The organism is Eggerthella timonensis (genome assembly GCF_900184265.1).
GTDB lineage: Bacteria > Actinomycetota > Coriobacteriia > Coriobacteriales > Eggerthellaceae > Eggerthella > Eggerthella timonensis.
Genome location: NZ_FXXA01000002.1, coordinates 1,080,619 through 1,095,235 on the forward strand (window position 1 = coordinate 1,080,619; position 14,617 = coordinate 1,095,235).

Here is a 14,617-nt window from a genome sequence, read left to right on the forward strand (position 1 = left end):
GGTGATACTATGGCCGCAATGAGCATCATATGAAAGTATGACGGTATGAGCTCAAGGACGGTCGTGATTGGAATTGTCGGGGGGACATTCCGTATACGGGCTTTGTTTCCCGGACGCGATGAAGAGGGGGTCAAAAATGGGCAATTCGCTGACACGACGCAGTTTCGTCAAATGGGGATCGGCTACTGCAGGCGCTGCGGCATTGGTCGGATTCACGGGCTGCGCACCTGCGGGAGACGCGGGTTCCGATGAAGGGGGAGCCGCTCCCGCTGCAGAGGGGAAGGGCGAGTGGAAAACCGGAGCCTGCATGAACAATTGCAGCTGCGGTTCTTCGCGTTGCTTGCTCAAGGTGTACGTAGAGGACGGTGTGCCGCTCAAAATACGAACTGACGAGCAAGATGAGGATTCGATCGAGGTGCCCCAGCGCCGCGCCTGTCCGCGTGGACGCGCGCAGATCAGCAACATCACGTCGCCGGCGCGCATCAAGTACCCCATGAAGCGCAAGGGCTGGAGTCCTGAGAATCCCAACGGCGAGATGCGTGGCAAGGACGAGTGGGAGCGTATCAGCTGGGACGACGCGCTCGATTACATCGCCGCCGAGATGAAGAAGGCGTACGATACGTATGGCAACCGATCGATTCTCGCCGCCGCCTACGACGACATCGGCGACACGTACTTCGATCCGGTCATCTGCCTGCTCAACAGCTTGGGCGGAGCCGTGCACCACGACATGGGCACCGTTTCGCTCGGTTCGTGGCCGCTTCCCGAACTGTTCATGACCGGCGGCATGCTCAACGCTCCCGACGCATTGTCCGTCGCCGAGAGCGATCTGCACTTCCATTTCGGCAATAACTGGATGGCCAACAAGGGCGGAAACACCGCATATCAGCTCGACTACGCGCGCGAACAGGGTGGCAAGGTCATCATCGTCGATCCGTGGTTGAACCAGACGGTACAGGCGGTTGCGGACGAGTGGGTTGCCGTGCGTCCTGGCACCGATACGGCGTTGTGCATCGGCATGATGTACCATCAGATCGAGAACGGCCTGTACGATCAGGAATTCCTCGACACGTACTGCGTGGGATTCGACGCCGAGCATATGCCCGAGGGGGCTCCGGCCGAGGACAACTTCAAGGACTACGTGCTGGGCACGTACGACAACGAGCCCAAGACGCCCGAGTGGGCGGAGGCCATCTGCGGCGTTCCAGCCGATACGATTCGCCGTCTGGCCGAGGAGATCCACGCAGCCGAGAAGGTGGACTTCTTCGCCGGCCAATCCACGACGAAAATACCTGCGGGTGAGATGTTCGCGCAGGCATTCTACACGCTCGCCATGATGCACGGCGGCCTCGGCACGCCGGGCAACTACGCCAGCTGGGTCGGTTTGCACGAAGGCATGTCGGGTGCTCCGTTCGTGTCGGCAGGCGATTCGTCGAACGGCGCGAAGAAGAATCCAGCGAACCCGCTGACGCCTCCTTCCGTCATGTCGACTCCCGACTGGTCGAAGATCGAAGACCCTGCGTCATGGGAGAAGATCGATCACACCGAGTGCTGGGTTTCCATCTTGAACGGTGAATACGGTCGCGACATATGGCCCGGCGGCAAGAAGCCGATTGACATTCATGTGATCTATTCCGGTGGTTATCAGAATTCGCTGAACTCGCTGCCGAACGCCAATGCGGCCATCGAGGTGTTTCGGAAAATGGACTTCGTGTGGGGCGCGAACCCGTTCTTCGATCCGTCGCGTCAGTATTGCGACATCGTGCTGCCGATTGCCACGTGGTGGGAGAAGGGCAACCTCGCTTGGACGAACAACTCCGAGACGGTGTACTGGGCCGATCGCATCATGGAACCGCTGTTCGAGTCGAAGCCCGAGTCGTACGTGGCGGAAGAGCTTGCGAAGCGATTGAATGTAGACCCTGCGGCCGTGAACACCATGACCGATGCCGAGCGCACGTACACATCGCTTGCCGGCGCCATGTACATGACCGACCACGACACCATGCAATACGCCCCGCTGTTGACCATCACGCAGGAGGACATCGACGAACTTGGCGTTGAGGGAGCCCCGCAAGAAGGCATCATGACGGTGGCCGAGCTCAAGGAGAAGGGGCTTTACAAGGCCAAGCGCTCTTTCGGCGACAAGCTGACGAACATCCCGTATAAGGCATTTTACGCCGATCCAGCGGCGAATCCCCTGGCCACATCCACGGGCAAGTTCGAGATTTACTGCCCGATGCTGTCAGGCTACGTCAACTCGGTTGGCTTCTCCACGATCTCGCCGATCGCGAAATGGCAGATCGGGGATCCCGAACAAGGTCAGGGCACCCAAACCGACGAATACCCGCTGCTGTTGTGGACGCCTCATTCGTTGCGCCGCGCCCACACGGTGAACGACAACGTCACATCGCTGCGCGAGGCGTTCCCGCAGGAATGCTTCATGAGCGAGGTGGACGCCGCCGAGCGCGGCATCAAGAACGGCGATCTCGTGCTTATGACCAGCCCTCATGGCCAGGTGCTCCGTCCTGCGAAGGTGCTTCCGACGCTCGTTCCCGGTTCGGTGGCGCTGCAGGACGGCGCGTGGATCCAGATCGACGAGGCGACGGGCATCGATATCGGGGGCGACCCCAACATCCTGCAGGCGCCGAAGTCTTCCGGCGAAGCGTCCCAATCGTGGACCGGCACGCTCGTGCAGGTGGAGAAGTATACGGGCGACATCAAGCTCGATCCCGACAAGAATCGGCCCATCGTCATGCCGGTCGGCGTGGAATAAGGGAGGTGCATCATGGCTCAGTACGCATTCTACTTTGATTCCAACAAGTGCTCCGGCTGCAAAACATGCCAAGTCGCTTGCAAGGAAACCTACAAGCTTCCGGTAAACAATCTGTACCGCAAGGTGTTGAACTACCAGGGCGGCACGTGGGAGCAGAACGAGGCGGGCAGCTACGTGCCCAACGGCGTGTTCGGCTACTTCGTCTCCATGGCCTGCAACCACTGCGTCGATCCGGCGTGCGTGGCGAACTGCCCGACGGGCGCCATGCAGAAGGACGAGGAAACCGGCATCGTGTGGACCGATCACGAGGTGTGCATCGGCTGCAAGACCTGCCAGACCGTATGCCCCTACGACGCCCCGACGTACGGCGAAGAAGAGGGCTACATGATGAAGTGCGATATGTGCAAAGCCGAGGTTGAAGGGGACGGCAAGCCTATCTGCGTCACCGGCTGTCCCATGCGCGCACTCGATTTCGGCACGCGCGAGGACATGATCGCGAAGTACGGGGAGGGCGACGTGGAAGTGGAGCCCCTGCCGAAGGACACGACGCATCCGAACCTCATCATGAACCCGCACCGCAACGCCCAGAAGACGGGCAGCGGAACAGGCGCGCTCGTGAACCTGGAAGAAGAGATCTAGCGGCTTTGGTGCCGGGCGACCGTTGCGGCGGTCGCCCGGCTGTTCGGGCTGGGAGACGTCTCGAACAGCGGGATGAAGCTCTCAAGAGGGTTTCGATCGCAGAACTTGGCACGAATTTTCGGTTTGGGCGCAAAAAACTCCTTCAGAACATGCGGTTTCGGCTTGATGTTCGAAAAAGGCCAGGTCGCTCTTCCCGAACTTCGGTCTCGCAGCTGTTCTTTGTACCCAAACCGCAAATTCGTGCCAGAATAGGCTCGTTCGACCGAAACGATGAATGAATGTGCCATATGAGACGGCAGTACCAAAGGAGGCATCAATGAGTATCCCGTACGACCAGGAAACGCTTGCGTGCGTGGAAGCGTGCTTCGCTGCCGCCTCGCGTCTGCTGTATTGCGAGCCGGACGATGCCGAAGTGGCCGGTCAGGTGGAGCAGCGCATGTTCGCGGAGGCTCCATTCGGCATGGACGATGCCCACGTGCGCGCGGGCTTGACGGCAATGGATGCCTGGTGCGACGAACCGTTCGACGAGGAGCGCCTGGCTGCTCTCAAGCGCGAATGGTTCCGGTTGTTCGTGGGTGCTGGAACGCCCGACGCTCCCAGTTGGGAATCGTTCTACGTCGATCCGAACAGCCAGCTGTTCAGCAAGCACACGCTTGAGGTTCGTGCGTGGTACCAGCGCTATGGTTTGAAGATCGAGCGCCTTCACGCGGAGCCCGACGATCATCTGGGCCTCATGCTGGGGTTCGTCGGGCATCTGATAGGGCTTGAGGCCGAGGCGCGTGCCGAGAACGACGAGCGGCGTGCGGCTGAGCTTGCGCACGATCAGGAGGCGTTTCTCGTCGAGCATGTACTACCTTGGCTTGCGGCCTGGCGTTACAGCGTGAACGAGCGCGCGGCATCCAACTACTTCCGAGGCGCGGGCGACTTCGTATTCGGCCTGTGTGCATGCTATGCTCGGCGATTCGACGTTGCATTCGACGAGGATGGGCAGGTGTTCAAGCGCATGGGCGGCTAGCCAGAGGGAGGGCGAGGCCCTATCATGGACTGAACGACTTCGGGGGAGAGGAGTTGAAGTGTTCGGGACTTTGGTGGTGCTCTACCTGTTCCTTGGGGGATGCGGGGCGGGCATCATGTTCGTGACGGCAATCTGGTCGCTCGCATTCCATCGAAGCGTGCGGCGCTCGCAGGCTCAAACGAAAGCGTTCGACGATCTCAAAGCCCGGTGCTTCGGCGCCGGCTTCGTCGTTCTGTGTCTAGCAGCGCTGTGCCTGTTACTCGATCTTGGGCGTCCCGAGCGGGTGTTCATGCTGTTCACTCGACCGACGCTTTCTATCCTGTCGTTCGGTTCGTTCACGTTGCTGGCGAACCTTCTAGTGGCGGGGTTTTTGTTGGCCGTGAACGTGCTGTACATCCCATTCGTCCATGCGCCCGCGCGCAAAACGGGCGAAGCGGTGTGCGCGGCGGCGTCGTTGCTCATGATGGGGTACACGGGCGTGTACGTGGGCAGCATCGAGGCCGTTGCGCTGTGGTTCAACGTGGCGGTGCCGGTGCTGTTCGTGTTGTCGTCGCTGTCGGCAGGCCTTTCGTCAGTGTTCGTGCTGAGCGCGTTCGGGCGGGACGTGCGGCTGCTCGACGATCGGCTGCTTCGGCTCCATAGTGCGCACCTTGTCGTGCTGGCGCTCGAGGTGACGGCGCTCGCCGCGTTCGTGGGGTTGGCGTACCTCGATCCGTTCGCCCACGCGTCGTTGGCGGTGCTGTTCGATCCGGAGGGGCTGGGCCCATGGTTCGTCGTGGGGCTGATGGGCTTGGGCCTGCTCGTCCCGTTGGCGAGCGAGGCGTATGTGGCGGCGACGAGTCGTCTGGTGCGGCTGTTGCCGGTGGATGCGCTGTGCATCGCGGGCGGGCTGCTGCTGCGGTTCTGCGTTGTTTGGTCGGGGATGCATTGAAGATGCGCGGTTGCCGCCGCTGAGCAAGCTGGTTATCTTGTACAATGCGGGACGGATGGTCCCCTGTAGACGGAGTAGGGAAGTGGCATGGCATTATTCGAGATAGACGAGTCGTCGGGGCTGCCCGTGTGGGTGCAGCTGCGCAACCGGTTCGTCTACTTGATCAAGACCGGCCACTACCAGCCCGGGGACCAGCTGCCCAGCGTCCGCACGCTCGCCGCCGAAGCCGCCATCAACTACAACACCGTGAGCAAGGTGTACATCAACCTCGAGCACGACGGATACGTGGAGTCGGTTCGAGGGCGCGGTGTGTTCGTCCGTGATATCGGGAACCTGGCTGCCGACGACGTGCAGTCCATCGCCGATACGGAAATCGAGGAGAGCATCAGGCGGTGCCTCGCTTTGGGCATGACGCTTGATGAAATCATGTTGAGGATGATCGACGTCGCCCATCGCGTCCAGCAGGACGTGGAAGGCGGCGCGAGCATGAGACGGGGCTTGTATGAAAAATCGCAAAGGAAAGAATCAAACTGACGCGCCGGCCGCCAAGCCGTTCTCCATCGAGAAGTACAACTCGCGCACCGACCGACGCACGTCGCAGAACGGCTCGCTCATGTTCTCGGCGTTCGTGTTCGTGGTGGCGCTCGTGCTGGCCATCGCCGCGGGCTACCTGATCGCCGGCGCGTTCACCGTATGGGTGGTGCTCGTCGGCTTCGCGCTGGCGTGCCTGGCCGAGATGTCCATCCACATCGCCATGCAGTGGGAGCGCGTGGTCGTGCTGCGGTTCGGCAAGTTCAGCCGCTCGAAGGGCCCCGGCCTGTACTTCACCATCCCCTTCATCGAGCAGACCGCCCTCAAGGCCGACCAGCGCATCATGGTCACCGGGTTCGGCGCCGAGGAGACGCTGACGAGCGACCTCGTTCCCATCAACGTGGACGCCGTGCTGTTCTGGATGGTGTGGGACGCCGAGAAGGCCTGCCTCGAGGTGGAGAACTACTACAACTCCGTGTCGCTCGTGGCGCAGACTGCGCTGCGCGACGCCATCGGCCGCGCGAGCGTGTCGGAGGTGGCCATCCGCCGCAACCAGCTGGACCAGGAGCTGCAGGAAGTTATCGAGGAGCGCACGTCGCTGTGGGGCGTCACCGTGCTGTCGGTGGAGATCCGCGACATCGTGATTCCCCAGGAGCTGCAGGAAGTCATGTCCACCGAGGCCCAGGCCGAGCGCGAGAAGAACGCGCGCATGGTGCTGGCCGAGGTGGAGAAGGACATCTCGGCCATGCTCGTGGACGCGGCGCACGTGTACGAGGAGAACGAGGTGGCCCTGCGTCTGCGCACGATGCACCTCTTGTACGAGAGCGTGAAGGGATCGGGCGGCACCGTGGTCATCCCGAGCGCCTACAGCGAGGGCTTCAGCGACGCCGCCCTCAACAACATGACCGATTCCCTGAAGACGCCGAAGGTTCCGAAGGGGTAGTGAACTACGCGTCAGCGTGCGCATTGTCGCCTGGCGCCTCGCGCCTAGCAATCCACCTGGGTGAGCTCGCCGGTGTCGGAGTCCATGATGAAGCCGGCCACGCGCACGTGAGGCGGCATGACGGGGTGGTTCGTCACCATGTCGACGCTCTTGCGCACGGCCTCCTCGGTGTCGCCGAAGCCGGCCAGCCATTTGTCGAAGTCGATGCCGCAATGCCGCGCGAACTCGATGCGCTCGGCCGACACGCCGAGCCGCTCCATATTCGCCACCATTTCCTTGCCGCTCATGTGCTGTGCGCCGCAGTTCGTGTGGGCCACGATCATGATGTCTTCCACGCCCAGCTCGCACACAGCGATCAACAGTGAGCGCATGACGCTGCCGAAGGGGTGCGCCACTTCGGCGCCGGCCACCTTGATGATTTTCGCGTCGCCGTTCTTCAGCCCGAGCGCAGCCAGCAGCAGCGCGGTGAGGCGCGTGTCCATGCACGACACGATGGCCAGCTTCTTGTCGGGGTACTTGTCGGTGGCGTAGCGCTCGAACTCGCGACGCTCGACGAACGAGTGGTTGTGCGCGAGGATGCCGTCAATCGTGAGGGAGATGGGTTCCTGTTCCATGTGAGCCTTCTTTCGTGTGAACCCCCATGATAGCGCAACCCGTCCCCGGGTATCGCACGAACGAATGTTTCACGTGAAACATTCGGGAGGGAACGGCGGGCGGAGTCGGAGGCGGTCTCTCGCGTGCGGTTTTCGCCCAAATGTTGCGGATTCGACCTCCTGCCGCTCCCGTGCCTTCCCGATGACGCGTGTTTTCCCAGGTCGTTTCTCACCTTGTCGCCTTGCGATCCTCCGCGCGCTGCGAATATGCAACATTCGAGTGAAAACTGCACCGAATGGGGGCGATCAGGGAGTTGTCGGGAGCCATGCGTCGAGCGGATGGCTAGTACAAATGCACTAACTTCACGATCAGGGCGCAACTGCCCGACGGGTCGCACCCGCCTCGCGAGCCCTGCCCCTCGTGCTTCCGAACGGGGCGCCGATGGCAAAAAACAACCGGATTCGGGTGTTTTCGGCCGGGCCACAGCCGCATCTGGAGGTCTTGTCCCGCATAATGCCTGTTCACGACGAGCTCCGTGCTGCTGGAAGCACCCGGCCCCGCTAAGGCAGCCCGAAAACATCCGAATCCGGTTGCTTTTTGCCATTTCGACAGCGTGCGGATGCACTGCGGGTGACGAACGGGCGCAGAGTCCGTTGGAGGCGGGTCAAAACCGGGGATTGTGCGTCGAACGGGCAACCAGTACAAATGTTTCACGTGAAACATCGGGAAGAGCGGCGGCGGGGCGGGCTGAGGCTTTATCGGCGCATCGTGAGAAGCGCATCGTGCCCCAGATATGGAAACGGCCACCCGAGGGGCGGCCGTTTCGCTTGGCAGATGGAAAAACGGGGCTTAGAACGCCTTGAAGGAGGTCTTCGGGCAGAAGCAGATGGGGCACTTCTCGAAGTTCTCGCCCTTGTGGATGTAACCGCAGATGGGGCACAGGTAGAACGCATCGTCGTCGGGAGCGTCGATGTCGTTGTACGCCGCCAGGTAGCGCTCGGCGTGCACGGACTCGGCCAGCTTGGCGCGGGTGAACACCTGCACGGCCTTGGTGTTGCCCTCTTCCTGCGCCTTCTTGATGAACGCCGGGTACATGTCGGAGGTCTCGAAGATCTCGCCCTGAGCGCCCATGATGAGGTTCAGGTCGGTCTGCACGCCCTCGGCCTCAGGGGCGGCCGGCTTCTCGAAGCCCGGCTCCATCTCGGCGACGAGCGCGTACTCGAGGCCGATGTGGATCTGCTCGGCGGCCGAAGTGGCCTCGAACAGGCGAGCGATCTGGTCGTAGCCCTGCTCCTTGGCGGCCTTGGCGAACGCGGCGTACTTGGCAGAGGCGCCGGTCTCGCCACCGATGGCGGCCTTCAGGTTGTCGAGCGTGGTGCCGACTTCGCAGGTGCCGAAGCCGTCCATGTTCGTGGAATTGTCAGCGGTGGGGATCTCGGAACGTACCTTCATGAGCAAATCTCCTTCTCGTCTTACGTTTTCGTCTGTGCCCTCTTAATGAGAATCAATCTCAATAAGAATCATACCCCCAACGACAACGCCGCGCAAGGGGGTAATCGAACCAGTTTCCCGATTCGCACAACGTCCACAATGTGGGCGCTCGATCACCTGACCGCTTCGATGACGTCGAGGAGTTCTTGGCGGTTCGTGGCGCCGGTCTTCGCGTAGATGTGCTTGATGTGGGTTTGGACGGTGCTCTTGGCGATGAACAGCTCGTCGCAGATGAAGGGGACGTTGCGTCCCTTCGACAGGAGGCGCACCACGTCTTGCTCGCGCTTCGAGATGCCGTAGCGCTGCGCGAACGCTGCAAGCGCGGCCTCGTCCTCGTGGGCGAGTGCGGCAGGCATCGGCGGTTCAAGTTTGAAAACGTTCGAGGCGTCTCCTGGTTCGTTCGCGAACAGGTCGCCCTTCGCGACCGCCCACAGGACGAGCGCGAGCAGGAACAGGCCCAGCACCGCCGTGGTTTGCAGCGGGCTTTCCGTCACGGCGAAGATGCCGCCGGAAAGCAGGCGCCCTGCGGCAAGGCCCGCGAACAGCGGTGCGCACGCCCAAGCCGCCGCTTGCGCGGCGTTCCACGAGAACTTCTGGATGTGGTTGCCGATGATAATCCAGTAGTAGACGAAGAACACGCTGAACCCGGCCGCGACGAGAGCGGCTCCCCACAGGGCAAACGGCTCGGGCGTCCAGGCGATCAGCACCAGGCCGAGCGCCATGAGCGGCGGCACGGGCTTGTACGCCGAGTTGGAGTCTTCCACGAACCCCTTGCGTCCTTTGTGCAGCGACAGCAGCACGATGCCTGCGATCGAGAGCGCGGCGGCGCGGGCGGGCAATCCGAGCGCGCTGTCGTCCGGCATCTCGACACCGGCCGAAAGCGATGCGAGCGCGCTGTAGGTGAGCGCGGTGACCAGGAACGACGGCGCGAAGCGAACCGGATTGGTCTGCGAGCCAACCGCCGCGTCGGGTCGTTCGGCATCCTCGCAGCCGGGAAGCTCGGACGGCTCGGGCAGGCAGGCGGTGGCGGCGAGGGGCAGGGCGGCCATGACCGCGAACGCGACCGGAGCGGCAAGCAGCGCGAGCACGAGCAGGCCCCCGAGGGCGCAGATAACCGACGCAGCGCTCATGGCGATCCGCCGGCGAAGCGGCAGCACGCCGAAGCGTCGGACGAGCGCCGTCAGGCAGAAGGGGAGCGCCGCCCAGGCGACGCATGACGCTGCCGTTTCCACCAGCGCGTCGCCGACAAGGAACAGGGCGAGCGCGCACAGGGCCAACGCGGCGCTCGCCGCCCACAGCCATCCGCGGCGGGGGAAGCTCGCGTCCCGGCGGCTGGCTGTGAAGCAGAGGGCGAGGCCGACGAGCGCGGCAAGCGGCAGCGCCGAGCGCGCGGCGTCTTCGAGCCCGCCCGACGACGACGGGACGGAAGCGAGCGCCCCCAGCCCGAGCGCGTACGAGCCGAACGATGCCGACGCGCCCAGAAGACGCGCGTCGATGCACTCGCTCATGTCCTTCAAGAACGTGCTGACGCTTGCCATATGCCGTTGCCCCCTCCCCTCTGCAACTCATGTCTTTGTACCATATCCAACCCCCGGTGAGAGGGGGTGCGAGGGTAAATTCCCCTCTTTTTTAGGATAGCGAACGGGCCCTGCGCGGGGCGAAATCCCCCAGCAGCCGCGATGTGCCCGTGCGCGAACGGCTTCATGCTGGTTCCGTTGGTTGGCGAAGGCCTCGCAAGAGGGCGTGTGTCGTGAAAGAAGGAGGATGGGTATGAAGTCGAAGGGAACATTGAGCCGTCGGAGCTTTCTCGGTTTAGGCGCGCTGGCAACCGCGGGCGTGGCGACGGCGGGACTTGCAGGGTGCTCGCCGCAGCAGAAGGCGGCCGACGCCGATGCGGCCGAATCGAACGCCGGAGCCGATTGGCTGGGCGCGCCCGAAGAGGTTGCCGCGTCGGATATCGTCGAAACCGTGGAGACGGACGTCGTGGTGATCGGCGGGGGCAACGCCGGGTTGTTCGCCGCCGCCGCGGCCGCCGAAGAGGGCGCGCGGGTGGTGCTGCTGGAGAAAACGCCGCAGGTGGGCGCCAACTGCCGCGAGTGGATCGGCGCGCTGGGCTCGTCGATGCAGCAGGAGAAGGGCGTCGAAATCGACAAGCACGAAGTGATCGAGCAGCTGTGCTTCTATGCGTCTCATCGCTGCGATCAGCGGCTCATCCGCCTGTGGGCCGATCATTCCGGCGAGACGGTCGACTGGCTCGACGCGGTGGTGCGCGAGCAGGACCCGAGTGCGTACGTGTTCCTGGAAACGGACGTCGGCGCCGAAGACCATGGCGCGTACAAGACGTTCGCGATGCAGCACAACGTGCAGAACGATGACGAGAAGCTGAAGAGCCTCGACTTCGTGGCGAAGAAGGTCGAAGAGCTGGGCGTGGACGTGCGGGTGTCGACGGCGATGAAGCAACTGGAGCGCGAGGACGGCGGAACGGGGCGCGTGAGCGGCGTGCTCGCGGAGTCGAAGGATGGCTACGTGCGCGTCAACGCGTCGAAGGGCGTGATCATCGCGACGGGCGGATATTGCAGCAACGTCGACATGATGACGGCGAAGAACAAGATGGCGGTGGATCACTGCACCGCGCTCGAGGCGCCGGGCGAGTCGAACAACGGAGACGGCATCCGCGCGGCTCTCTGGGCGGGTGCGGCCATGGACGAGCAGCCGACGGTGATGGTGTTCGACCGCGGCGGCGTTCCGGCAGGTGCGAAGGGCGGTTGCGCCTACACGCAACCGGGCATCATGACGCACATCGGCAGCCAGCCCTTCCTCAAGGTGAACAAGGACGGCGAGCGCTTCTGCAACGAGAGCGTTCCGTACGATTTCATGTACGCAGCGGGCTCGTTGGAGCGCGATGGCGTGTACTGCGAGATTTGGGATGCGAACTGGGTGCAGCAGGTGGAACAGTTCCACACGCTGGCGTGCTCGCGCATCATCCCCAGCCCGACGGGCGGCCACGTGCAGATTTTCAACGTGGAGTCCGAAACGGGCATGATGGAGGAGACGTTGATCCCGGCGGGTGTGGTGGTGGAGTCCGACACGCTGGAAGGCCTGGCCGAGAAGCTGCAGATTCCCGCCAAGGCGTTCGTCGAAAGCGTCGAGCGCTACAACGAGCTGTGCGAGAAGGGCGTCGACGAGGACTTCGGTAAGGAGGGCTATCGCATGCTGCCGCTCGACACGCCCCCGTTCCGCGCGGCCACCATCGGCGGCCAGCTGCTGTGCACGCTCGACGGCTTGCGCGTGAACACCGACTTGCAAGTGCTCGACGGAAACCACGACCCCATTCCCGGCCTGTACGCGGCGGGGAACGACTCAGGCGGGTTCTTCGCGAACAACTATCCCGAGCTGCTGCCCGGCGTCGCGTGCGGGCGCACGATCACCTTCGGCCGCCTCGCCGGCAAGACGGTGGCCGGCCTCTAGACGATAGACGACGATCCTTCCCCTCCCTTGAAGAAGGGCCCGCGGCTTCGGTGCGAGCTGCGGGCCCTTCGGTGTGCCGGGGCGGCGCGGTAATGACCTTCCCGGCCTTCGGTGGTCATGCGGTCGTTGCAGCCGTGCATGCCGCTTCGCGCCCATCCGTCAGCTACGGCTCCACGACGTTGAAGAAGAACTCGTAGGAGACCAGGTGTTCCGTGAGCTTTTCCACGACGTCTTGATCGCCGTCGATGCGAATGTTCGCGGCTTGCGCCTCCTGGTCATTCTTCAAAATAGCGAACATGCCGAGCCGCGGCAGGGTGAGCGTGGCATCGGCTTCGTCGGCCTGGGTCCCGCGCTCGTACAGCACCACGCCGCTGCGCACCATCAGCAGGTACGGCTCCTCGTCGGTGAACGCGAGGTTCACGGTGAGGTTCAGATCGGCGGCCGCGTTCGCGTCCAACAGCACCCCAACATAGTCGAGCATCATGTCCGGCGTCATGGCGCGTAGGATGTCGGCGCTGCCAGTGGCGCGGAATCGCGGATCGGCATCCACGCCGTTGCGCAGCTCCAATGCGGCGGTGAGGTAGGCGTTGCGCCACGGACCCGACTCGGCCGCGTAGCCCAGCTGTTCGAGCGCGTCGGCGCACAGCAGGCGGGCGGGCTGGTTGGACGGGTCGGCGAACACGAGCAGGTTCGTCACTTCGGCCACCCATTGGTACTGGCCGTCGTCGAAGTCGGCCTGGGCCTTCGCCAGCACGGCATCCGCGTCGCCGAGGTACGCCGAGAGCTTCTGGGCGAATTCCTGCGGCGGCAACGCGTTCAGGTGCACGGGGTTCGCGTCGTACCAGCCCATGTACTTCTGGTAGACGGCTTTCGCGTTGTGCGCGACGGTGCCGTAGTACTGACGCGTATACCAGCTTTGCTCGAGCGCGGGCGGCAGTTGGATCAGGTGAGCGATCTCGTTGGACGTGAGCCCCTGGTTCAAGTACATGAGCGTCTGGTCGGTGATGAACTTGTACATCGCCGCCGTGTTCACGAGGTATTCGTTCAGCTCGTCGTTGCCCCAATGCGGCCAGTTGTGCGACTGGAACGTCACCTGCGCTTCGCTGCCGTAGCGCGCCCTTGCCTCCATGAGGTAGTTCGCCCACGCGTTGCCGTCGCGAACCTCGGCTCCGCGCAGGGTGTAGAGGTTGTGGAGCGTGCCGGTGCAGTTTTCAGCCATCCATAACGCTTTGAACTGGGGAAACCACGTATTCATCTCGGCCGGCGCCTCAGTGCCCGGCGTCATGTGGAACTCCATGAGTACGCCGTCCACCTCGCGTGTCTCGCCCGTGGAGACGATCTCGTCGTTCGGCGGAAGGTAGGTGACGGTGCCGGTCGATTGTCCCATGCCGATCCCGATGGCGAGCTTTCCCTGCGGGCCCGGCTCCAGGAACGTGCCGTACTGATATCCCGCGCGGCGGCCCATCGCGTTGCCGGCGTAGACGTTCTCGGACACGGCATGTTCGGCGAACTCGCTGGGAACGATGATCGGGATGTTGCGCGCGGCCACGTCCTCCTCGCTCACGATTCCCTTGATGCCGCCGTAGTGGTCGACGTGCGGATGGCTCATGACGATGCCGGTGACGGGTCGTTCGCCAAGATTCTCGGTCACTAAAGCGAAGGCTGCCCGCGAGCATTCGCAGCTCATGAGCGGGTCGAACACGATCCAACCGGTGTCGCCGCGCACGAACGTGATGTTCGTCATGTCGTAGCCTCGTACCTGGTAAATGCCCTCTACGACCTCGAACAGACCGTACAGGTGGTTGAGCTGCGCATTACGCCAAAGGCTCGGGTTCGCGGTGTCGGGCGCATCGGCCGGCTGGCCGTCGGCTCCGTCCAGGAACGCGTAGGCTTTCTGGCTCCACACCGCTTTTCCGGTGTCGTCGACGATTTCGAGCGCGTCGGGAGCGGCGATGAGGCCTCGAGTGGCGAACGCGCGCTCCTGCTCGTCGGAGAAGTCGAGCAGCGCGTATACCGCGTCGTTGGCGGCGCGCGTGGTTTCGGTTGCCGGCTTGGGATCGGCCGTAAGGCTGCGTGGAGCAAAGCCCTCAGCGCCGGATGGGTTGTCCCCTCCATTGGTGCCGCCGGTCGAGCAACCGCACACGGCAGCTCCGGCCACGAGTGCTCCCGTGGCGAACGTTCCGGCGATGAACGAGCGTCGATCGATGCGATGGTTGCAGGTCATAGGAGTAT

11 protein-coding genes are annotated in these 14,617 nt (G+C 63.3%); 7 read left to right on the forward strand and 4 right to left on the reverse strand.

The features are described from left to right. The first annotated feature begins 415 nt into the window (after positions 1 to 415). From C1A15_RS04520 to C1A15_RS04545, 6 genes are all read left to right on the forward strand, one after another. Positions 416 to 2,773, forward strand: a complete 2,358-nt coding sequence (locus C1A15_RS04520; protein WP_245864915.1) for a molybdopterin-dependent oxidoreductase — start codon at positions 416 to 418, stop codon at positions 2,771 to 2,773. Between the two features lie 12 nt (positions 2,774 to 2,785). Then, positions 2,786 to 3,412 carry a 4Fe-4S dicluster domain-containing protein gene (locus C1A15_RS04525; RefSeq protein WP_101721455.1) on the forward strand — a complete coding sequence of 209 codons (627 nt, stop codon included), beginning with the start codon at positions 2,786 to 2,788 and terminating at the stop codon, positions 3,410 to 3,412. Positions 3,413 to 3,728: 316 nt separating this feature from the next. Beyond that, a complete protein-coding gene (locus C1A15_RS04530; RefSeq protein WP_101721456.1) occupies positions 3,729 to 4,427 on the forward strand; it encodes a TorD/DmsD family molecular chaperone in 699 nt (232 codons plus the stop codon). A 58-nt stretch (positions 4,428 to 4,485) separates the two neighbouring features. After that, complete coding sequence (nrfD, locus tag C1A15_RS04535; protein WP_101721457.1) at positions 4,486 to 5,358, forward strand: NrfD/PsrC family molybdoenzyme membrane anchor subunit; 873 nt, start codon at positions 4,486 to 4,488, stop codon at positions 5,356 to 5,358. An 87-nt stretch (positions 5,359 to 5,445) separates the two neighbouring features. Continuing rightward, positions 5,446 to 5,892 carry a GntR family transcriptional regulator gene (locus tag C1A15_RS04540; protein WP_101721458.1) on the forward strand — a complete coding sequence of 149 codons (447 nt, stop codon included), beginning with the start codon at positions 5,446 to 5,448 and terminating at the stop codon, positions 5,890 to 5,892. After that, positions 5,861 to 6,832, forward strand: coding sequence for a slipin family protein (locus C1A15_RS04545; RefSeq protein ID WP_101721459.1), 972 nt, complete (start codon positions 5,861 to 5,863; stop codon positions 6,830 to 6,832). The genes C1A15_RS04540 and C1A15_RS04545 overlap by 32 nt, the downstream gene beginning before the upstream one ends. 44 nt (positions 6,833 to 6,876) lie before the next feature. Here C1A15_RS04545 and C1A15_RS04550 read toward each other — a convergent pair whose 3' ends face one another. From C1A15_RS04550 to C1A15_RS04560, 3 genes are all read right to left on the reverse strand, one after another. Then, entirely contained in the window at positions 6,877 to 7,446 is a 570-nt protein-coding gene (locus C1A15_RS04550) for a beta-class carbonic anhydrase (RefSeq protein WP_101721460.1), read from the reverse strand. A gap of 829 nt (positions 7,447 to 8,275) precedes the next feature. Continuing rightward, positions 8,276 to 8,878 (reverse strand): nigerythrin, encoded by a 603-nt coding sequence (gene ngr / locus C1A15_RS04555; RefSeq protein ID WP_101721461.1) that lies wholly within the window; start codon positions 8,876 to 8,878, stop codon positions 8,276 to 8,278. Positions 8,879 to 9,030: 152 nt separating this feature from the next. Beyond that, positions 9,031 to 10,455 (reverse strand): response regulator transcription factor, encoded by a 1,425-nt coding sequence (locus C1A15_RS04560; protein ID WP_101721462.1) that lies wholly within the window; start codon positions 10,453 to 10,455, stop codon positions 9,031 to 9,033. A gap of 232 nt (positions 10,456 to 10,687) precedes the next feature. Between C1A15_RS04560 and C1A15_RS04565 the strand changes: the two genes are divergently transcribed. After that, positions 10,688 to 12,385, forward strand: coding sequence for an FAD-dependent oxidoreductase (locus tag C1A15_RS04565; protein ID WP_101721463.1), 1,698 nt, complete (start codon positions 10,688 to 10,690; stop codon positions 12,383 to 12,385). A 163-nt stretch (positions 12,386 to 12,548) separates the two neighbouring features. Here the strand turns inward: C1A15_RS04565 and C1A15_RS04570 are convergent, their stop codons facing one another. Then, complete coding sequence (locus C1A15_RS04570; protein ID WP_101721464.1) at positions 12,549 to 14,609, reverse strand: alkyl/aryl-sulfatase; 2,061 nt, start codon at positions 14,607 to 14,609, stop codon at positions 12,549 to 12,551. Positions 14,610 to 14,617: the final 8 nt, after the last annotated feature.